Raw genomic sequence first — 21,072 nt, 5'->3', positions numbered from 1 at the left:
AAAACGCTGGTCATGACCGTGATTCAGGAAACATTGTCACAAGGCGCGCATGTGCACAGGCCAGCTGAAGGCCTGTGGATAACCTGTGGAAAACTTGCTGGAGCGCACTGGGGACGACCGGGTGCGGCGGTGCGGATCGCCTGTATCGGAGCCTACCTGGTGCGGCCTCTGAACTTCGCGAAACAGCCCGTACCTGGACAGAAGAAGCGAGGGATGGCGAAGGTGACCGACCAAGATCTGTCGGCAGTCTGGGCGGCGGTGTCCGCCGAGCTGGCCGACGCGTCGGCGCTCACTCGCCAGCAGTCGGCATGGATGCGGCTGTCCCAGCCCGTGCTGTCGATGCCCGGCACGTTCATCGTCGCGGCTCCCGACAAGTTCGCCCGCTCGGCCTTCGAGTCGAAGCTGCGCGTGCCGATCAGCGAGGCCCTCTCCCGGCATCTGGGCCAGCCGACGCAGATCGCGGTCACCTTGCAGGAGAAGCAGGCCGAGCCCGCCCCGGCGGGCGAGGAGCCGTCCGAGAACCCCGAGCCGCCCGTGAACGGCGCCGCCATGGCGGACGCGACGATCGTCTTCGAGCGCCCCGCGTTCGACCGGCCCCCGGTGGCGGCCGAGCCCGTCGAGCCGCCCGCGCCCCGCGGGCCCGTCCCGGCGCAGAACCCCCCGAGCCTCTTCGACACCGCGGCCTTCCGTCCCGGTGACGCCGAAGCGCCGCGCGCACCTGAGCCTGCGCCCGTCGAGCCCGAGCGGCCGGCCGCGATTCCGCACCAGCCCGCCGGTCCCGCCGCCGCGCCTCCGGCGGCGGAGTCGCACTGGGAGGAGCACACGCCCGAACCTCCCGGTGAGGAGCTCGAGCGGGTCCTCTCGGAGTCGGCCGCGCGGCAGGGGAACAAGGAACACGGGGCGATGCCGCCGGTCGCTCCCCCGCCCTCGGACGACCCGGATCCGGCCCGCCGGGGCGGGATCACGAAGTCCCACAAGGACTCGGCGCCAGTGAAGGCCATCGACGGGGTGGGCCGCCTCAACCCGCGGTACAACTTCGACACGTTCGTCATCGGCTCGTCCAACCGCTTCGCGCACGCGGCGGCGTTCGCCGTGGCCGAAGCACCTGCGAAGGCGTACAACCCGCTGTTCCTCTACGGCGGCTCCGGGCTGGGCAAGACGCACCTGCTCCACGCGGTGGGCCACTACGCCCACGACCTCGGCACGGCCCACTCGGTGCGGTACGTGACCACCGAGGAGTTCACGAACGACTTCATCAACTCGCTCTCCGACCGGCGCCAGCAGGCCTTCCAGCGCCGCTACCGGGACGTCGACATCCTCCTCATCGACGACATCCAGTTCCTCATGGACCGCGAGCGCACGCAGGAGGAGTTCTTCCACACCTTCAATGCGCTGCACAACGCGAACAAGCAGCTGGTGATCTCCTCGGACCGCTCGCCGAAGCAGCTGCAGACCCTCGAGGACCGGCTGCGCACGCGCTTCGAGTGGGGCCTGCTCGCGGACATCCAGCCGCCGGACCTGGAGACGAGGATCGCGATCCTGCGCAAGAAGGCGGTGCAGGACGACCTCAACATCCCCACGGACGCCGTGGAGTTCATCGCCACCCAGATCCACCACTCGATCCGGGAGCTCGAGGGCGCGCTCATCCGCGTCACCGCGTACGCGAGCCTCAACCGCAAGCCGGTGGACCTCGGCCTGGCCGAGGAGGTCCTGCACGACATCATCCCCGAGAGCGGGAAGAACACCGAGGTCACGGTGGACCAGATCATGCAGGCGACGGCGGACTACTTCGGGGTGGCCTCGGCCGACCTCAAGGGGAACTCGCGTTCGCGGGTGCTCGTGAACGCCCGCCAGGTCGCCATGTACCTGTGCCGGGAGCTGACGGACATGTCGCTGCCGCGGATCGGCCAGGCGTTCGGGGGCCGCGACCACACGACCGTGATGCATGCGAACAAGAAGATCCGGAAGCAGATGGCCGAGCGGCGGGCGCTGTACACGCAGATAGCCGAATTGACGAACCGTTTGAAACACACCGGCGAATGAGCGGGCCTGTGGACAACGCTGTGGAAAAGCTGTGGATAACCGCGAATTTCTGTGGAAAGCCTGTGGACGGCGTGTGGATAACACGCGGTATTGCGATTTCGACTCGCGATTTTCCTGTGGGTAACCCTGTGCATAACCTGTGGAAAAGCTGTGGACAGACCTGTGGATGAGATGTGGAAAACTCGGCGATTGTCGGACCCTGTGGATAAGCTCCTGATTCATCCACAGGTTATGCACAGTCCGTCCACAGCCCTGAACGTGGAACGACCTGCGAAAAGGCGGGTTTTCCACAGTTTCCACAGCACCGACTACGACGACGACAGTTATATCTATAGAGAGTTCATTAGTAATAGCGCTGTGAACAACCGAGCTTCAGCTAGAAGGAGCCAACCATGAAGTTCCAAGTCGACCGAGACACCTTCGCCGATGCCGTCTCGTGGACCGCCAAGAGCCTCCCGGCCCGCCCGTCGGTGCCCGTCCTCGCGGGCGCCCGCCTCTCGGTGGACGAGGGCAAGCTGACCATCTCCGGTTTCGACTACGAGATCTCCACCCGCGTCACCGTCGACGTCACCGGCGAGTCCGCCGGGACCGCCCTGGTCTCGGGCAAGCTGCTGTCGGAGATCGTGAAGGCCCTCCCGCACAAGCCCGTCGACTTCGTCGTCGACGGCCCCCACGCGGAACTCACCTGCGGCTCGGCGCGGTTCACCCTGCCGACGATGCCGCTGGAGGACTACCCGAGCCTGCCGCAGATGCCCGAGGCCATCGGCACCATCGACGCCGACGAGTTCGCGCGGGCCGTCGCGCAGACCGCCGTCGCCGCGGGCAAGGACGAGACCCTGCCGACGATGACCGGCGTGCAGGTCGAGATGACCGGCGGCGGCATCGGGATGCTCGCCACCGACCGCTACCGCATGGCCATCCGCGACTCCTCCTGGGAGCCCGGGGACCCCAGCGTGGCCGTCACGGTCCTGGTGCCCGCCAAGGCGCTCGCCGACACCGCCCGCACCTTCGGGTCCTTCTCCGGGCCCGTGACCATCGCCGTGCCGAACGGCACCGAGGGCGCGCCCGGCATGATCGGCTTCATCGCCGGCGGCCGCCAGACCACCTCGCGCGTGCTCGACGGCCAGCTGCCGCCGCTGCGCAGCCTCCTGGCCACCTCGTACGCGACCACCCTGCGCGTCAAGACCGCCGACCTCATCGAGGTCGCCCGCCGCGTCGCGCTCGTGGGCGACCGCAACTCGCCGATCCGCCTCTCGTTCGACGAGGACGGCCTCGTGGTCGAGGCCGGCGGCGCCGAGGACGCGAAGGCCTCCGAGGCGATGGACTGCACGCTGGAGGGCGAGCCGGGCAAGATCGCGTTCAACCCCACGTACCTGCTCGACGGCCTGTCCGCTGTGGACGCGCCCTACACGGCGTTCAAGATGAACGAGTTGGGGAAGCCTGTCGTGATGACCGGGCAGCCCGCGCCCGAAGATGAGGAATCTGACACAAACCACGACGTGTACCTGTACATGCTGCAACCATTGCGTTGGGACGCCTGACCGCACAACGACGTGAGTGACCCTGGCGCGTACTCGGCTCAACCGCGGAAGACATTCCGCGCTCACTCTTGAAGGGGGGCGCGACATGCAACTGGGCATGATCGGGCTCGGCAAGATGGGCGGCAACATGAAGTTGCGGCTCGAGAAGGCTGGACACCAGGTCGTCGGCTACGACCGCAACCCCGATGTCGCCGACGTCGGCTCCCTCGGCGAGCTCGTCGCGGCCCTCGAGGCCCCCCGGGCCGTCTGGGTCATGGTCCCCGCCGGGGAGCCCACCAGCTCCACCGTGGCCGAACTGGGCGAGCTCCTGTCCGAGGGCGACATCGTCGTCGACGGCGGCAACTCGCGCTTCACCGACGACGCCGTGAACGCCGCGCTCCTGGCCGAGCACGGCGTCGGCTACGTCGACGCGGGCGTCTCCGGCGGCGTCTGGGGCATCACCGAGGGCTACGCGCTCATGGTCGGCGGCGCCGAGGCCGACGTGGAGCGGCTCATGCCGGTCTTCAACGCGCTCAAGCCCGAAGGCGAGTTCGGCTTCGTCCACGCCGGCGGCGTCGGCGCGGGCCACTACGCCAAGATGGTGCACAACGGCATCGAGTACGCCATGATGCAGGCCTACGCCGAGGGCTACGAGCTGCTCGAGGCCTCCGAGTACGTCGACAATGTGCCCGAGATCTTCAAGTCCTGGCGCTCGGGCACCGTGATCCGCTCCTGGCTGCTCGACCTCATGGACCGGGCGCTCACCGACGACCCCGAGCTGGCCCGCGTCAAGGGCTACGTCGAGGACTCCGGCGAGGGCCGCTGGACCGTGGACGAGGGCATCCGCCTGCGCGTCCCGCTCCCGGCGATCACCGAGTCGCTGTTCGCGCGGTTCACCTCCCGCCAGGACGACTCCCCGGCGATGAAGGCCGTGGCCGCGCTGCGCAACCAATTTGGCGGCCATGCCGTCAAATCCGAATAGCGGAGTGGCGGCCATGCGCCGCGAAGCGGCCAGGGTCGGGACGCAGTCTCGGCACTGCGTGAAGTTCGAATAAGCAAGCGGGCATCATAGAGGCGTGCGTGTACGACAGCTGCAATTGACGGACTTCAGGTCCTACGCGCACGCCCAAGTCCTGTTCGACGAGGGGCCCTCGATCCTGGTGGGCCCCAACGGACACGGCAAGACCAACCTGGTCGAGGCCCTGGTCTACCTGGCGAACCTCCGCTCCCACCGCGTCTCCTCCGACGCCCCCCTGGTCCGCCAGGGCTGCGAGCAGGCCGTCGTCCGGGCCGAGATCGTCCATGACTCCCGCCGCCTTCTCGCCGAGCTGGCGATCGTCCCCGGCAAGTCGAACAAGGCCCGCCTCAACCGCACCGACCTCAAGCGCCCGCGCGAGATCATCGGGGCGCTCAAGGCCATCGCGTTCGCCCCCGAGGACCTGGCGCTGGTGCGCGGCGAGCCGTCAGCGCGCCGCCGCTACCTCGACGAGCTGCTGTGCGCGCGCTTCCCCCGCTTCGCCGGGGTCCGCGCCGACTACGAGCGGGTCCTCAAGCAGCGCAACACCCTCCTGCGGACGGCGTACCTCGCGAAGAAGACCGGCGGCCGCGGCCCCGGCGGGGCCGAGATGGCCACCCTCGACACGTGGGACGCGCACCTCGCGCGCCACGGCGCCGAGCTCATGGCCGGGCGGCTCGCGCTCCTGGAGGACCTGACCGAGCCGATCAGCAAGGCCCACTCCAAGATCGCGGACGGCCGCGCCGAGGTGCACCTGGCGTACGAGTCGGAACTCGGCGACGACCTCACCGCCGACCAGGAGCTCCTCACCGCGCGCCTGGGCGCCGCGCTCGCCGGCGCCCGCGCCAAGGAGGTCGAGCGGGGCACCACCCTGATCGGCCCGCACCGCGACGACCTGGACCTGCGGCTCGGCTCGATGCCCGTGCGCGGTTACGCCTCGCACGGCGAGACCTGGTCGGTGGCACTCGCACTCCGCTTGGGCGCCTTCGAACTCCTGCGCGCCGACGGCACCGCCCCGATCCTCATCCTCGACGACGTGTTCGCCGAGCTGGATGCCACGCGGCGCGAGCGTCTGGCGGAATACGCTGAAGCCGCACCGCAGACGCTCATCACCTGCGCCGTCGCCGGGGACGTCCCCGAGCGGCTCACGGGCGCCCGCTACGACGTGTGGGAAGGCGAGGTCAAACGTGTCCTTTAACGGCGGCTACGACTACCGCCCGCGCCCCCGCAGGCGCGGCAAGTCCGACGACCCGCGCTTCCGCAAGGAGTGGTCGGGCCCCGGGCCCGACAAGCGCGACCCCGAGACGCTGGGGAGCCTGCTCCCCCAGGTCGTGCGCAAGAACGGCTGGACGCGCAAAGTGGCCGACGCCTCGGTGTTCGGCCGCTGGGAGGCCATCGTCGGCCCGGACATCGCGAGCCACTGCCGCCCTGAGCAGCTCGAGAACGGCGAGCTCCTCGTCGTGGCCGAGTCGACGGCGTGGGCGACCCAGCTGCGGTTGTTCTCCCGCCAGATCCACGGCAAGCTCGCCGCGGCCCTCGGCCCGAGCGTCGTCAAGCGCCTGAAGATCGTCGGACCGAAGCAGCCGACACGTTCCTTCGGCCCCAGGCGAGTACGGTTTAATGGCTCTCGTGACACGTTCTGAAGCCGCACACCCCTAGGTCCGTAGGGGGGTTCATGTCCATGGCTCCCGACGCGACTGTGACGACAACGGAGCGCACAGAAGCGGAATCCGCAGCGCGGACGCAGTAGACTTGACGTATGAAGCGGCGGTCCGGCGCCTTCGGTGCCGACCGCCGCGATTTGGTGGAAGCGCTGCAGCGGCGCGCCGCGCGACCCGTGCCACCGGGTCGGACATCCGGCGCAGCCGCGGCCAGACGGCTGAAAGTGTCACAGCCATGGACTAGCTTTTTCACTACTGACCGTGTACGACGACAGAAGGAGTTGCCGGTGGCGGCGAAGCAGCAGGACGAGTACAGCGCCAGTTCGCTGACAGTCCTCGAAGGCCTCGAGGCCGTCAGGAAGCGGCCGGGCATGTACATCGGTTCGACCGGTGAGCGCGGCCTGCACCACCTCATCTGGGAGATCGTCGACAACTCCGTCGACGAGGCGCTGGCCGGCCACTGCACCGACATCGAGGTGGCCCTCCTGGCCGACGGCGGGGTCAGTGTCGAGGACAACGGCCGCGGATTCCCGGTCGACCTCCACCCCAAGCTGAAGAAGCCCGGTGTCGAAGTGGCCCTCACGGTCCTCCACGCGGGCGGCAAGTTCGACTCCAAGTCCTACGCCGTCTCCGGCGGTCTCCACGGCGTCGGCGTCTCGGTGGTCAACGCCCTGTCGACGCGCGTCTCGGTGCAGATCCACAAGAACGGCAACGTGTGGCGCCAGGAGTACAAGCACGCGCAGCCCGGTCCGCTCGAGAAGGGCGAGACCACTGACACGACCGGCACGAAGCTCTCGTTCTGGCCCGACGACGCCATCTTCGAGACCCTCGACTTCGACTACAAGACGATCTACCGCCACCTCCAGGAGTACGCCTTCCTGAACAAGGGCCTGGCGATCACCTTCCGCGACGAGCGCCCCGACCACCGCGACGAAGAGGGCAACGTCAGGGAGGTGACCTTCAAGTACGACGAGGGCATCGCCGACTTCGTGCGCCACCTCAACGCCTCCAAGAGCGCCGTGCACCCCACGGTGATCGCGTTCAGCGCCGAGGAGGAGGGCCAGTCGCTCGCGCTCGAGGTCGCGATGCAGTGGAACGAGTCCTACGGCGAGTCGGTCTACACCTTCGCGAACACGATCAACACCCACGAGGGCGGCACCCACGAAGAGGGCTTCCGCTCGGCGCTCACGAACACCGTCAACAAGTACGGGCTCGAGAAGAAGATCATCAAGTCCGAGAAGGACCGCCTCTCCGGCGAGGACATCCGCGAGGGCCTGGCCGCGATCGTCTCCGTGAAGCTGGGCGAGCCGCAGTTCGAGGGCCAGACGAAGACCAAGCTCGGCAACACCGAGGTGAAGAGCTTCGTCCAGAAGGTGTGCAACGAGCACCTCCCCGACTGGCTCGACCGCCACCCCAAAGAGGCGCGGATCATCATCCAGAAGGCCTCCAGCGCCGCGAACGCGCGCAAGGCCGCGCAGCAGGCCCGCAAGCTGGCCCGCCGCAAGAGCCTCCTCGAGTCCTCCTCGATGCCGGGCAAGCTCGCCGACTGCCAGTCCACGAACCCCGAGGAGTGCGAGATCTTCGTGGTCGAGGGCGACTCGGCCGGCGGCTCCGCGAAGCAGGGCCGCAACCCGCGCACGCAGGCGATCATGCCCATCCGCGGCAAGATCCTCAACGTGGAGAAGGCCCGCCTCGACAAGATCCTCAAGAACAACGAGGTCCAGGGCATGATCACCGCCCTCGGCACCGGCATCCACGAGGAGTTCGAGGCCGAGAAGCTCCGCTACCACAAGGTCATCCTGATGTCGGACGCCGACGTCGACGGCCACCACATCAACACGCTGCTGCTGACGCTGCTGTTCCGGTTCATGCGCCCGCTCGTGGAGCTGGGGCACGTGTACATGAGCCAGCCGCCGCTGTACAAGATCAAGTGGAACAAGAAGGGCGACCTGGTCGACTACGCCTACTCGGACGCCGAGCGGGACCGGATCATCGAGGCGGGCCTCGCCTCGGGCAAGTCCGACCCGCGCCGCTCCGACGGCGTCCAGCGCTACAAGGGTCTCGGTGAGATGAACTACACCGAGCTGTGGGAGACGACCATGGACCCCGCGCAGCGCAACCTCCTCCAGGTTCAGCTCGACGATGCGGCAACCGCCGACGAGCTCTTCAGCGTCCTGATGGGTGAGGACGTGGAGAGCCGCCGCCGCTTCATCCAGGAGAACGCCAAGGACGTCAGGTTCCTCGACATCTGAGGCGGCCCGCCCTGGACACCTAGCGAGCGCAGCTCGACCACGTTCCGACGACAAGCAAGGAAGCACTGGTGCCTGAGAACAACCAAGACCAGCTTGAGATCCCGGAGGGCCACGGCCGCATCGAGCCGGTCGGCATCGAAGTGGAGATGTCGCGCTCCTACCTCGACTACGCCATGAGCGTCATCGTCGGGCGCGCGCTGCCCGACGTGCGCGACGGGCTGAAGCCGGTCCACCGCAAGATCCTGTACGCGATGTACGACGGCGGCTACCGCCCCGACCGCGGTTACGTCAAGTGCTCGCGCGTCATCGGCGACGTGATGGGCCAGTTCCACCCGCACGGCGACTCCGCGATCTACGACTCGCTCGTGCGCATGGCGCAGCCGTGGAGCCTGCGGTACCCGCTCATCGACGGCCAGGGCAACTTCGGCTCCCCCGGCAACGACCCCGCCGCCGCGCACCGCTACACCGAGTCGCGCCTCGAGCCGCTCGCGATGGAGATGCTGCGCGACATCGACGAGGAGTCGGTCGACTTCGAGCCGAACTACGACGGCAAGACCACCGAGCCGACGATCCTGCCCTCGCGGATCCCGAACCTCCTCATCAACGGCTCCGAGGGCATCGCGGTCGGCATGGCCACCAAGATCCCGCCGCACAACCTGCGCGAGGTCGCGGCGGCCGTCGACTGGTGCCTGGACCACCCGGAGGCCACCGAGGAGGAGGCCCTGGAGGCGATCCTCGGGATCATCACCGGCCCCGACTTCCCCACGGGCGCCACGATCCTCGGGCGCGCCGCGATCGAGGACGCGTACCGCACGGGCCGCGGCTCGATCCGCATGCGCGCCGTCATCGAGGTCGAAGAGGACTCCAAGGGCCGCCCCTGCCTCGTCGTCACCGAGCTGCCGTACCAGGTCAACCCCGACAACCTGGCCGAGCGCATCGCCGACCTCGTCAAGGAGGGCAAGCTCGGCGGCATCGCGGACATCCGCGACGAGTCCTCGGGCCGCACCGGCATGCGGATCGTGGTCGTGCTCAAGCGCGACGCGGTGCCGAAGGTCGTGCTCAACAACCTGTACAAGCACACGCAGCTGCAGGACACGTTCGGCGCGAACATGCTCGCGCTGGTCGACGGCGTCCCGCGCACGCTGAACATCGCGCAGATGGTCCGCTACTACGTGGCGCACCAGATCGAAGTGATCGTGCGCCGCACCCAGTACCGGATGCGCAAGGCCGAGGAGCGCGCCCACATCCTGCGCGGCCTCGCCAAGGCCCTCGACCTGCTCGACGAGACGATCGCGCTCATCCGCCGCTCGCCGTCGGCCGAGGAGTCGAAGCAGGGCCTGATGAGCCTGCTCGACGTCGACGAGATCCAGGCCGTGGCCATCCTCGACATGCAGCTGCGCCGCCTCGCCGCGCTGGAGCGGCAGCGGATCGTCGACGAGCTCATCGAGATCGAGACGAAGATCGCCGACCTGGCCGACATCCTGGCCAAGCCCGAGCGGCAGCGCCTGATCCTGCGCGAGGAGCTCGGCACGGTCGTGGCCCGCTGGGGCGACGAGCGGCGCACGGTGATCATGCCCGACGCCGGCGAGGTGTCCATGGAGGACCTCATCGCCCGCGAGGACATCGTGGTCACGATCACCCGCGGCGGCTACGTCAAGCGCACCAAGACCGACGCGTTCCGCTCGCAGAAGCGCGGCGGGAAGGGCGTCCAGGGCGCGCAGCTCAAGCAGGACGACATCGTCAGCCACTTCTTCGTGTGCACCACGCACGACTGGATCCTGTTCTTCACCAACAAGGGCCGCGTCTACCGGGCGAAGGCCTACGAGCTGCCGGAGGCGAGCCGCACGGCCCGCGGGCAGCATGTGGCGAACATCCTGGCGTTCGGCCCGGACGAGCACATCGCGCAGGTCATCCAGCTGGCCCACTACGAGGTCACGCCGTACCTGGTGCTCGCGACCCGCAACGGCCTGGTCAAGAAGTCCAAGCTCACGGACTTCGACTCCCCCCGCACGGGCGGCCTCATCGGCATCAACCTGCGCGACGGCGACGAGCTGGTGGGCGCGGCGCTCATCCAGCAGGAGGACGACCTGCTGCTGGTCTCGCGCAAGGCGCAGTCGATCCGCTTCCAGGCGACCGACGAGGCGCTCCGGCCCATGGGCCGCGCGACCAGCGGTGTGATCGGGATGCGGTTCGTCGGGGACGACGAACTGCTCACCATGATCGTTCTGCGCGATAATATGGACATCCTCGTGGCCACCAGCCGCGGCTACGCGAAGCGGACTCCGGTCGACGCGTATCCGCAGCAGGGCCGCGGCGGCAAGGGCGTCCTGACCGCGAAGATCACGGAACGGCGCGGCGACTTGGTTGGGGCGCTGTCGGTGACGCCGGACGACGAGCTGTTCGCGATCACCTCGGAGGGAGGCGTCATCAGGACTCCGGTGCAGCCGGTCCGTCAGACTTCGGACCGCAACACTATGGGCGTCAAGCTGATCGACCTGCCCGACGAGGTCTCGCTGCTCGCGATCACCCAGAGCGCCGAGGAACCGGAACCCGATGAGGGGCAGGACGAGTAGATGACCGAAGCGAAGGCCACCGCTGCGGAGACCGATCGCGACACCGACGTCCCGGAGTTCGCCTCCGACACGTCCGCGCCGGCCGAGCAGGCGACATCCGGGGACTCGGCGTCCCCGGTCTCGTCCCCGCCGTCCGCTCCCGCCCAGGATCAGACGCTGACGCTGCGCCGCCCGCCGGGCATGACGCCGCCGCCGGTGACGCCGGATTCGATCCCGTCCTCACCCACGGGCAACACCGCGGCCAACCAGGCCGCGGGCGTGGCGTCCTCGGCCCGCGTCGCGGACGCCGTCCGCGCCGCGCGCGCCGCGGTGAGCCAGGCGGCCGCGCGCGGTCCGCGCCGGGCCCGCCTGCGGCTCAAGCGGATCGACCCGTGGTCGGTGATGAAGTTCTCGTTCGCCGTCTCGATCGTGCTGTTCATCGTGATGGTCGTGGCCACCACGGTCCTGTACATCGCGCTCGACGCGATGGGCGTATTCGACACCGTGAACGACATGCTGCAGATGCTCATGGGCACCAACGCCGATGACGCCGCGGGCGGCACGGAGGCCTTCCGGATCACCGCGAAGGGCGTCATCGGGGCCGCCGCCCTGCTCGGCGTGGTGAACATGGTCCTGTTCACGGCGCTGGCGACGCTCGGCTCGTTCATCTACAACGTGTGCGCCGACCTCGTCGGCGGCGTTGAGGTGACGCTCGCCGAACGCGATTAGCGACAAAGCGAAGCGAATGCCCGCGGCCATGCGGCCGCGGGCATTCGTTCGCCCGGTCACGGCAGTGACGGCCGTCCCTTCAGGCAGGGGCCCTGTTCGGCGAATCGCGCGGGCATGAGGTAGTCTTTCTCAGCGCCGCCGGTGAATCCGGCCGCAACATAAGGGCGTATAGCTCAGGTGGTTAGAGCGTCGAGCTGATAACTCGAAGGTCCCAAGTTCGAGTCTTGGTACGCCCACCAACAACCCGCCGTTCACCGGCGGGTTTTTTCATGCCTGTGGCCGGCCCCGCCCGCCGCCCCGCCCGGCGTCCTCTACTGACAGGCCCCGGCCCGGCGGCCGGGCGGGCCGCGGTTCGCTATGCTGAGGCGCATCGTGCAATGCCGATCACGGTGTTGCTGTACGCGGCAATCTCTGATATGGGGGCCTGGGTCCATGTGGAAGAAGATCCTGATCGTCGCCGGCGTGGCCACGGTCGCGTTCGTCGTGGCCAAGAAGGTCAAGTCGATCAACGACGACCGCACCCTGTGGCACGAGGCCACCACCTCCGCCGAGGACGTGCGCTAGCGAATTGCGTTAGCCAGCTCACTGCCGTCCGGGTATCCTCGCTGTTGCACTGAGCAGAGCGGCGATACTGGAAGAGGTCACGTCTCGTAGGGTGCATTCCGCGCGACTGACCGAGGGGCCTTAGCTCAATTGGCAGAGCACCTGCTTTGCAAGCAGGGGGTTAGGAGTTCGATTCTCCTAGGCTCCACAGCCGGGCGCCGGGAACATGTGTTCCCGGCGCTTTTTCGTGTTCATGGGCGGTGCAGGCCGCATGACCTGGCGGGCTTTGATCGCGGCCTCAGGCGAAGCCTTCGGCGTGGCATACCTTCCAGGCGCCGTCTTCCTGGACGACGGTCATGATCGCGATGAGGTCGCCGGGCCTTGAGACCTTGTCCCAGATGTAGTCGTAGGTCGGGTCGTCGGCGACCAGGAAGATCGCCACCTCGGTGACGCCGTTGAGCTCGCGTGAGGTCACGAAGATGTTCGAGGCGATGAAGTCGAGGTCTTCCTCCTCGTCGGTCTGGGCCTCCTGCACTCGCTCGGCGACGGCGGACGACGGGTTCGCGCACGTGCGGGGTTCGAGCGCCTCGAGGTTGTCGTTGATGCTCGCCTCGTGCCAGAGCGCCGCCACGCCTTCCGGGCTCTCCGGATCGACCGCATCGGTGGTCGTGTACTCCAGCAAGACTTCCGGTTCGGCCGTTGCCGACGGCTCAGGGTCGGCGGTGGATGCCGCCGGTGGCGGTTCGGCGGCTGACTCGGCCGATTCGCCGGGGAGCAGGGTGACGGCGATGACGCCCATGGCGCCGAGGATCGCACCGACGCTGATGGTGACGGCGAGCATCGCGGCCTGGTCCATGGTCAGCCGCCGGGACCGGGCGGGCCTATGGGCGGGGCCGGGGTGATCGGTCATGAGGGTTCGTCCTCCTTTATTCCGGACGTCGAGGGGTGGATCGGGGGTACGGGTGCCGGCGAAGGGCACCGGATCCCCTTCCGTTCAGGGCGAGGTTAGGACACCCGATCCCTCCGCAGAGACCATCCACTCTGGATGAATGTGAGCGTCGACTCCGCTATCCGGGCTGGTAGTGGACGGGCGCAGTCGACCCGCCGCCGCGGCCCCATGCGAAGGGCTGCTGCCGAGCCCGCCGGTATCCCGCCGGTGCCCCGCCGCCGTGCCGTTTCACGACGCGCGGCGCTTGACGGCCAGGGACATGGCCGCGGCGAGGGCGCAGAGGGCGCCGGAGGTGAACCAGGCGAGGTCGTACGCGCCGGTGAGGTCGCGGGTGATGCCCGCGGCGGACGCGATGAGGGCCGCGCCGACCTGGTGGGAGGCGAGGACCCAGCCGAAGACGACCGCGCCGTCCTCGCCGAAGTGCTCGCGGCACAGGGCGATCGTCGGCGGCACGGTGGCGACCCAGTCGAGGCCGTAGAAGATGATGAAGAACAGCATCGGCGGGTGCACGCTGTCCGCGAACAGCGACGGCAGCGCCAGCAGCGAGACCCCGCGCAGCGCGTAGTAGACGAACAAGAGGTGCCGCGGGTCGAAGCGGTCGGTGAGCCAGCCGGAGAAGATCGTGCCGATCAGGTCGACGATCCCGATGACGGCCAGGAGCGATGCGGCGGCCGTCAGCGGCATCCCGTGGTCGTGGGCGGCGGGCACGAAGTGGGCGCCCACGAGGCCGTTCGTAGAGGCCCCGCAGATCGCGAAGGTCCCGGCGAGGAGCCAGAACGCGCGGGTGCGGGACGCGGCGGCCAGCGCGCCGAGGGTGCGTCGGACCGCGCCGGCGGTGAGCGGTTCCGGGGTCGTGTAGTCGGGCCCGGCCCCGAAGGGCCGCAGGCCGACGTCTTCGGGCCGGTCGCGGAGCACGAAGAGCACCAGGGGGACCATGGCGAGTGCGGTGGCGGCGACGAGGAGTGAGGCCGCCCGCCAGCCGGGGCCTTCGACGAGGAGGCCCACGAGTGGCAGGAACACGAGCTGCCCGGCGGCTGAGCCGGCGGTGAGGATGCCGCTGACGAGGCCGCGTCGGGCGATGAACCAGCGGTTGGTGATGGTGGCGACGAACGCCATGGCCATCGATCCGGTGCCGATGCCGACGATGAAGCCCCAGGCCATGACGAGCTGCCAGGAGGCGGTCATGAAGACGGTGAGGCCGGAGCCGGCGGCGATGAGGGTGAGGGCGATGGCGACGACGCGGCGGATGCCGTACCGCTCCTGGAGCGCTGAGGCGAAGGGCGAGAACAGGCCGTAGAGCAGGATGTTCACGGAGATCGCGGCGGAGATGGTGCCGTGGGACCACCCGAATTCGCGGTGGAGCGGTTCGATGAAGACGCTGGGTGTGGCGCGGAAGGCGGCGGCGCCGACGAGGGCGGTGAACGCGACGGCGGCGACCCACCAGGCGCGGTGGATCCGGGCGGTGGCCGGTGCGGGTGCGGGTGGGGCGGTGACGGGCATGTGGTCAAGCATCGGGCGCGCGGGCGTCGGCGGCCAGTGGCCCGCAGGCCAATATGTGCGAGGATCGAGCCATGAGCGTGTTCAAGGAGCCGGGGCGTCACCGGGTGGCGGTGTTCGTGCGGCACGGGTTGCTGCCGGTCGAGCTGGGCATTGCGCATCGCGTGTTCGGTACGGCCCGCAGCGATGATGGTGAGCGGTTGTACGAGGTGGTGACGTGTGCGGTCGAGCCGGGTGAGGTGCGCACTGATGCCGATGTGACGGTGAACGTGCCGCACGGGCCGGAGGCGCTGGCCGAGGCCGACACGGTGGTGATCCCTTCGGAGCACGAGTGGGACGCCACATACCGGGAGGGCCGCCTGCCCGATGCGGTGGCGGCGGCTCTGGCGCTGGTGCGGCCGCAGGCGCGGCTGGCGTCGATCTGCACCGGGTCGTTCGCGCTCGCGGCGGCGGGGGTGCTCGACGGGCGGCGCGCGACGACCCATTGGGATGCGGTGGTGCGGTTCCAGCGGCTCTTTCCGCAGGTGAACTTGGAACCGGGGGTGCTGTACACGGGTGACGGGAACGTGTTCACCTCGGCGGGGGTGGCGTCCGGGTTCGACCTGTGCCTGCATTTGGTGCGGCTGGATTTCGGTGCGGCCGTGGCGAATGCGGTGGCACGGCGGGCGGTCGTGCCGCCGTTCCGCGATGGCGGGCAGGCGCAGTACATCGAGCGTCCGATTCCCGAGCCGGGCGTGAATTCGACGAGTGCGGCGCGGGCGTGGGCGCTTGAGCGGCTGCACGAGCCGTTGACGTTGCGGCAGTTGGCGGAGTGCGAGGCGGTGAGCGTGCGGACGTTCACGCGGCGGTTCCGCGAGGAGATGGGCACTTCGCCGCAGCGGTGGCTGCTGCATCAGCGGGTGGAGCGGGCCCGGCAGCTGCTGGAGCGCAGCGACCGCACGGTGGATCAGGTGGCGGCCGACGCGGGGTTCGGCTCGGCGTCGGCGATGCGGCTGCATTTCCAAGCGGTGCTGGGGGTTTCGCCGAGCATGTACCGGCGGACGTTCGCGGGCCGGTGACCGGCGGCGGCCGACGGGACCGCCGCCGGTCTGTGGCCTGTGCGGTGGATCGGACAGGTCGTCTTTCCGAGTCCAGTGGCCGCCGCGCCGGGAGGCCTTCCGCGGGCCTCGGCGACGCTCGCGAGCCGTCGACCGGTGTAGCGAGCCGAGACCCGCGGCTTGCGCGAACTCCCCTAGTGGCGTTGCAGCTGGCAGCTGCCGTCCACGCATTCGCGCTGGAGGCGGCCCCTGGAGACCGTCTCGATGAGGCCGAGCACCCAGCACATCGGGCAGCCCCGCAGTGCGAGCAGGCCGACAGGCGCGAGCACGAGGCTCACCGGGCCGAACGCGGGCAGGAGCGCGAACGCGGCGATGAGCAGGCCGAAGCTGAGGACGCCGCGCGCGACATGCCGCGGCACGGACCTGCTCGCGAAGCTCCCGCTACCGGCCATGGCGGCCTCCCGAGTGGGCGAGTTCCGCCTGGACGGCGGCGCGGGCGCGGTGGAGCCTCGATTTCATTGCGGCCGTGCTGATCCCGAGCGCGTCGGCGGTCATGCGGCCGCTGTAGCCCTGCACGTCGCGCATGATGAGCACGCGGCGCTGGTCGGCCGGGAGCGCCGCGATCGCGTCCGCGACGATCCCGGCTTCCAAGAGCTGCAAGGCTTCTTCCTCCGCTGAGGGCACGGCCCGGTCCGGGAGCTGCCCGCGGTGGCGCATGGCGAGCTTCGCGCGCCGCACGCATTCGTTGCGCACGATGCGGAACATCCAGGCCGCGAGTGCCCCGGTGGCGCGCAGCATCCCGATCTTGCGGTACAGGATGATGAGCGCTTCCTGCGCCGCGTCCTCCGCGTCCTGCGGTGTGGTGCAGAGCGAGTGGGCGAACCGGCGCACGTGCGGGTGCGAGCCGGAGACGAGCGCGGTGATCGCCCGGCTGTCCCCGTCCTGCGCGGCGGCGATGAGCGCCTCGCCCGGCCAGGTGGTCCTATCCACGCGACTGTCCTCCCGACGACCGTGCCCTCCGGCGCAGCACCACGACGCTGCACATGCCCATGAGCAGCACGAGCACTCCGATGGCGATGGCGACGACCATGACGACCTCCATATCCGACCGGCCGATCTGACCGATCCGACAAGAGAGGCGCGCGGGGGTGCGAAGGATTCGCGCCCGGCCCGATTTTCTCCCGCCGGCCCGGACGGTCCGGCAGCGGCATTGACGAAGACGCGGCGTTGATGAGGGGCGTGCTGATGCGGCAAGATGGGCCGGTGAGAATCGGATTGCTCGGCGCGTTTCAAGTCCACGTAGGCGATGCGGCCTTGGAGGTCCCGGGGGCGCGGTCGCGGGCGCTGCTCGCGGCGCTGGCGCTGGAGCCGGGCCGGATCGTGCCGCGGGCGCGCCTGGTCGACTGGATCTGGGGCGACGAGCCGCCTGCCGATGAGGCGAACGCCTTGCAGGTCTTGGTGTCCCGCTTGCGCAAGGCCCTGCCGAAGGGCGTGGTCGAGTCGAAGTCGGGCGGGTACCTGCTGGCGGTCGAGCCCGAGGCGGTGGACGTGAGCCGCTTCGAGGATCTCGTCGCGCGGGCCCGCAACGCCGAGGACGCCGAGAAGGTCGCGCTGTTGCGTGCGGCCCTGGACCTGTGGCGGGGCACCGCTCTCGAGGGCATCTCCCTCCTGGGCAGCAAGGCGTTCGACTCGGTGGTGGTGGGCTTGAACGACCGGTACGTCGCGGTCCTGGGCGACCGCGTCGACGCGGAGGTGCGGCTGGGGCGGGGCGCGGACCTCGTCACCGAGCTCACGGACCTGGTGGCCCGGTACCCGATGCGCGAAGGCTTCGTGGCGGCCCTGATGCGGGCGCTCGCCGAGGCCGGCCGCGGCGCGGAGGCGCTCACGGCCTATCAGCAGCTCGCCGAACGCCTCGGCGAGGAACTGGGCGTCGACCCCTCCGCCGAGCTCTCGGCCCTGAACATCGCGGTGCTGCGCGGGGAGCTCGGCGGGCGCACCGAGAACCGCCGCACGAACCTCCGCTCCGAGCTGACCGCGTTCGTGGGCAAGGAGTCGGAGGTGGCGCTCGTCGCCGACCTGGCGTCCCGGCACCGCCTCGTCACCCTCCACGGCCCCGGCGGCGCCGGCAAGACCCGCCTCGCCGTCGAGACGGCGCGGACGATGCTCGGCGACCTGCCCGACGGCGCCTGGCTCGTCGAACTCGCCACTGTCAGTGCAGGCGGCGCAGTCGGCGCCGGAGGCGAACTGGCGCAAGCGGTCCTGACCGCGATCGGCCTGCGCGACCAGCAGGGCGGCGGCGACGCGACCGACCGGCTCGTGGCCGCGATCCGCGACCGCGTGATGCTCCTCGTCCTCGACAACTGCGAGCACGTGATCGAGGAGGTCTCGGCGTTCACCGACCGGCTCCTCGGCGAATGCCGGTCCTTGCGCATCATCAGCACCAGCCGCGAACCGCTCGGCATCACCGGCGAGGCCCTCTGGCAGGTCGAACCGCTCGCGCTGCCCGCCGAGGACGCGAGCCCGCAGGAGGCCGCCGCCTCTCCGGCCGTGCGGCTCCTGCGCGACCGGGCCGAGGCCGTGCGCCGCAACGTCGGCGGCGACGAAGCCACACTGTCCACTATGGCCCGCATTTGCCGGGCGCTCGACGGCATGCCACTCGCCATCGAACTCGCCGCCGCCCGCCTGCGCACCATGTCCGTCGACCAGCTCGCCGACCGCATCGACGACCGCTTCCAGCTCCTCACCGGCGGCAGCCGCACCGCGATGGCCCACCACCGCACCCTCCGCGCCGTCGTCGACTGGAGCTGGGACCTCCTCAACGAGGCCGAACGCGAACTCCTCCAGAACCTCGCCGTGTTCACCGGCGGCGTGAGCCTCGAAGCGGCCGAACGGGTCTGCCCAGAAGGCGAGTACGCGCTCGACCTGCTCACCGCACTCACCGAGAAATCCCTGCTCGTCGCGTACGGCGACGACGAACCCCGCTACCGGATGCTCAGCACCATCCGCGAATACGCGGCCCAGAGGCTCGAGGAGGCCGGCGGCACCGAAGCGGCCCGCCGAGCCCGCCTCGCCCACCTCATCGCGCTCGCCGCGACCGCCGACCCGCTCCTGCGCGGCGCCGACCAGCTCAAGTGGCTGGCCGTGCTCGAAACCGAGCACGACAACCTCATCGGCGCCCTCCGCGAGGCCATCGCGGACGGCTGGTCCACCGACGCGATGGCCCTCGCCGGATCCACCGCCTGGTACTGGTACCTCTCCGGCCGCAAAGCCGAAGGCGTCGAGCTGAGCCTCGCAGCCGCCTCGCTCCCCGGCGACGACGTGCCCGACGAAGTGCAGGCCCTCGCCTGCACCGCCGTCACGATCTTCCTCACCGCAGGCGCTGGCGGCGACCAGTTCCAGGCGCAGGAGTGGATCGAGCGCGGACACGACCTCGCGCAGCGCAGCGGCTCCCGCCACCCGCTGCTCGGCTTCACCGAACCGCTGTACCGCATGCTGAAAGCCCCCGACGACTTCCTCTCCGCGTTCGACCCCCTCGTCGAAGGCGACGACCCGTGGGTGCGCGCCCAGGCCCGCCTCTCACGCTGCTGGCTGCGGCTCTCCATCGGCAGCGACGAGACCGACGCCGACGACGAACTCGCCACCGCGCTCGCCGAGTTCCGCGCCCTCGGCGACCGCTGGGGCATCTCGCAGGCGCAGGCCTTCCGCGCCGAACGCTTCGCCACGCGCGGCGACCTCGCCGAAGCCTGCCGCACCTACGACGAGGCCGCCGCGGCCGAAGCCGAACTCGGCGCCCGGGAAGAAGTGGTCACCGTGCGCGCCCGCCAGGCGCAGCTGTACTGGCTGCTCGGCGACGAGCGCGCGAGCGCGGCCGCCATGACCGCCGCCGAACTCGCGGCCGACGGCATCGCCTGGCCCGACACCGCCGCCGAACTGGCGCTGGCGAAAGCGCACCTGGCGCGCTGGCGCGGCGACGCCGACGAAGCCCGCGAGCAGGTCGCGGCCGTCCGGGCCCGGCCCGGCGGGGGCAGTGCGGGCATCGAGTTCATGGTGCTCGACCTGCGCGCCCACCTCGCCGAGGACCTGGCCGAGTCCCGCGCGCACCGCCGCGCGGCCTTCGCGGCGGCCGTGAAGCTCGGCCACCCGCCGATGATCGCCCAAGCACTCACCGGCATCGCCGATCTCGCTGCGCGCCAAGGCGACGACGCCGCCGCAGTGCGGCTGCTCGCGGCCGGCGACGCCGTGCGCGGCACCCGGGACCACTCGCAGCCCGACTACACCCGGATCGCCGAGGAGACGCGGCATCGCCTCGGCGAAACGGCGTTCGACGAGGCGATGCGCGCAGGGCGGGAAGCGGATTGGAAGGAACTGGCGGAGGCCGTCCTCGGTTCGTGAAGGGCCGCAACGGCACTCACGCCGCCCGCTGGGAATGGCCGGTCTCGGAGGCGACACTGCGGACGGTGATGTCGCCGCCGCTCGTGCGGGCCTTGACCGCGATCTGACGGACGGTCCCGGCGTGCGGCGACTCGTCGCGCACCAGGCCTGTGGGCGTCTTCGCGTCGAGCCGCACGCCGGTGCCCTCGGGCACGCCGACCTCGAGCCTGCCGACCGCCGAGTGCAGGTCGACCGGCCCGGCGACGGCCTCGCCGATGCGGATCTCGCCGATCGCGGTCTTGGCCCACACCTCGGCGTGCGCGAGGTCAACGGTGATGGGTCCTTGGGAGGAGCTGACCCGCAGATTCCCTGCGGCTTCGCCGATCCAGGTGTTCCCGCCGATGTTCTTCACCGTCGCCTCGCCGCCGATGCGGGCCGCGCGGATGTCGCCGCTGCCGCTGATGTCGGCCCTGCCGTGGACCTGGTCGACCGCGATCCGGCCGGCGCTGGTGGCCAGCCGCACCTCGGCGGCCTGGGCGACTTTGATGTCGCCGATGGCGTTCTTGAGGCGGCAGGCGCCGACCGACCCTTGGACGACGTACTCGCCGTCGGCGGTGTCGCCCTGCACGTTCGAGCCGGTCGGGAGCTGCACGGTGACGCGCACGGAACCGAACTTGCGGCTGAACGCCGTGCGCAGCTTGGGCTGCCAGACGCGCAGGCGCCCGGCTTCGAACTCGACGTTGACCTTGGCGGCGGCCTCGACGTCGAGGGCGCGGCCGGGGTCGATCGGGGCGACCTCGACGACCGTGGTGTCGCGGTCGGCGGCAGTGAAGCGGATGTCCCCGAGGACGATGTCGACGGCGGCGGTGATGGGGGCGGGGGTGGTGAAGGTCTGCATCTCGG

The 21,072-nt window shown here is 69.9% G+C and carries 15 protein-coding genes, 2 tRNA genes and 1 pseudogene; 13 read left to right on the top strand and 5 right to left on the bottom strand.

The features are described 5' to 3' along the window. Positions 1–213 precede the first annotated feature (213 nt). The 11 genes and pseudogenes from dnaA to AB0I03_RS10620 all read left to right on the top strand — a co-directional run bounded on the left by dnaA (position 214) and on the right by AB0I03_RS10620 (position 12,523). On the top strand, positions 214–2,043 hold the full coding sequence (gene dnaA, locus AB0I03_RS10670) for a chromosomal replication initiator protein DnaA (RefSeq protein ID WP_360409819.1): 1,830 nt from the start codon (positions 214–216) through the stop codon (positions 2,041–2,043). Positions 2,044–2,435: 392 nt separating this feature from the next. Beyond that, positions 2,436–3,584, top strand: a complete 1,149-nt coding sequence (gene dnaN / locus AB0I03_RS10665) for a DNA polymerase III subunit beta (RefSeq protein WP_360409816.1) — start codon at positions 2,436–2,438, stop codon at positions 3,582–3,584. Between the two features lie 85 nt (positions 3,585–3,669). After that, a complete protein-coding gene (gene gnd / locus AB0I03_RS10660; protein WP_360409813.1) occupies positions 3,670–4,545 on the top strand; it encodes a phosphogluconate dehydrogenase (NAD(+)-dependent, decarboxylating) in 876 nt (291 codons plus the stop codon). A gap of 94 nt (positions 4,546–4,639) precedes the next feature. Continuing rightward, on the top strand, positions 4,640–5,776 hold the full coding sequence (recF, locus tag AB0I03_RS10655; RefSeq protein WP_360409810.1) for a DNA replication/repair protein RecF: 1,137 nt from the start codon (positions 4,640–4,642) through the stop codon (positions 5,774–5,776). Next, a complete protein-coding gene (locus AB0I03_RS10650) occupies positions 5,766–6,221 on the top strand; it encodes a DciA family protein (RefSeq protein WP_360409807.1) in 456 nt (151 codons plus the stop codon). The genes recF and AB0I03_RS10650 overlap by 11 nt, the downstream gene beginning before the upstream one ends. Positions 6,222–6,526: 305 nt before the next feature. Beyond that, positions 6,527–8,491, top strand: a complete 1,965-nt coding sequence (gene gyrB / locus AB0I03_RS10645; protein WP_360409804.1) for a DNA topoisomerase (ATP-hydrolyzing) subunit B — start codon at positions 6,527–6,529, stop codon at positions 8,489–8,491. Between the two features lie 68 nt (positions 8,492–8,559). Next, positions 8,560–11,064 carry a DNA gyrase subunit A gene (gene gyrA, locus AB0I03_RS10640; protein WP_360409801.1) on the top strand — a complete coding sequence of 835 codons (2,505 nt, stop codon included), beginning with the start codon at positions 8,560–8,562 and terminating at the stop codon, positions 11,062–11,064. 252 nt (positions 11,065–11,316) lie between these two features. After that, positions 11,317–11,772, top strand: a pseudogene (locus tag AB0I03_RS10635) (DUF3566 domain-containing protein); the annotation flags it as partial. A gap of 162 nt (positions 11,773–11,934) precedes the next feature. Further along, a tRNA-Ile gene (locus tag AB0I03_RS10630) sits at positions 11,935–12,011 on the top strand. Between the two features lie 193 nt (positions 12,012–12,204). Then, complete coding sequence (locus tag AB0I03_RS10625) at positions 12,205–12,336, top strand: DLW-39 family protein (RefSeq protein WP_218125197.1); 132 nt, start codon at positions 12,205–12,207, stop codon at positions 12,334–12,336. 114 nt (positions 12,337–12,450) lie between these two features. Next, positions 12,451–12,523, top strand: a tRNA-Ala gene (locus AB0I03_RS10620). A 90-nt stretch (positions 12,524–12,613) separates the two neighbouring features. Here the strand turns inward: AB0I03_RS10620 and AB0I03_RS10615 are convergent. Next, a complete protein-coding gene (locus AB0I03_RS10615) occupies positions 12,614–13,225 on the bottom strand; it encodes a hypothetical protein (protein ID WP_360409798.1) in 612 nt (203 codons plus the stop codon). A 267-nt stretch (positions 13,226–13,492) separates the two neighbouring features. After that, entirely contained in the window at positions 13,493–14,764 is a 1,272-nt protein-coding gene (locus tag AB0I03_RS10610) for an MFS transporter (protein WP_360409795.1), read from the bottom strand. 71 nt (positions 14,765–14,835) lie between these two features. Between AB0I03_RS10610 and AB0I03_RS10605 the strand changes: the two genes are divergently transcribed. After that, complete coding sequence (locus tag AB0I03_RS10605; RefSeq protein ID WP_360409792.1) at positions 14,836–15,819, top strand: helix-turn-helix domain-containing protein; 984 nt, start codon at positions 14,836–14,838, stop codon at positions 15,817–15,819. A gap of 173 nt (positions 15,820–15,992) precedes the next feature. Here the strand turns inward: AB0I03_RS10605 and AB0I03_RS10600 are convergent, their stop codons facing one another. Then, entirely contained in the window at positions 15,993–16,250 is a 258-nt protein-coding gene (locus tag AB0I03_RS10600; RefSeq protein ID WP_360409789.1) for a hypothetical protein, read from the bottom strand. After that, positions 16,240–16,788 carry an RNA polymerase sigma factor gene (locus AB0I03_RS10595; RefSeq protein ID WP_360409786.1) on the bottom strand — a complete coding sequence of 183 codons (549 nt, stop codon included), beginning with the start codon at positions 16,786–16,788 and terminating at the stop codon, positions 16,240–16,242. Before AB0I03_RS10595 ends, AB0I03_RS10600 begins: the two co-directional genes overlap by 11 nt. A gap of 273 nt (positions 16,789–17,061) precedes the next feature. Between AB0I03_RS10595 and AB0I03_RS10590 the strand changes: the two genes are divergently transcribed. After that, positions 17,062–20,190 (top strand): BTAD domain-containing putative transcriptional regulator, encoded by a 3,129-nt coding sequence (locus AB0I03_RS10590; protein ID WP_360409783.1) that lies wholly within the window; start codon positions 17,062–17,064, stop codon positions 20,188–20,190. 16 nt (positions 20,191–20,206) lie between these two features. On the opposite strand, the gene AB0I03_RS10585 is transcribed toward AB0I03_RS10590, so the two are convergent. Next, positions 20,207–21,067, bottom strand: coding sequence for a hypothetical protein (locus AB0I03_RS10585; RefSeq protein WP_360409780.1), 861 nt, complete (start codon positions 21,065–21,067; stop codon positions 20,207–20,209). Positions 21,068–21,072 lie beyond the last annotated feature (5 nt).

The sequence above is a fragment of the Glycomyces sp. NPDC021274 genome (genome assembly GCF_040641195.1).
Taxonomy (GTDB): Bacteria; Actinomycetota; Actinomycetes; order Mycobacteriales; family Micromonosporaceae; genus Glycomyces.
The sequence above is the reverse complement of the archived record's forward strand: the minus strand, read 5'-3'. Positions and strand labels throughout refer to the sequence as shown.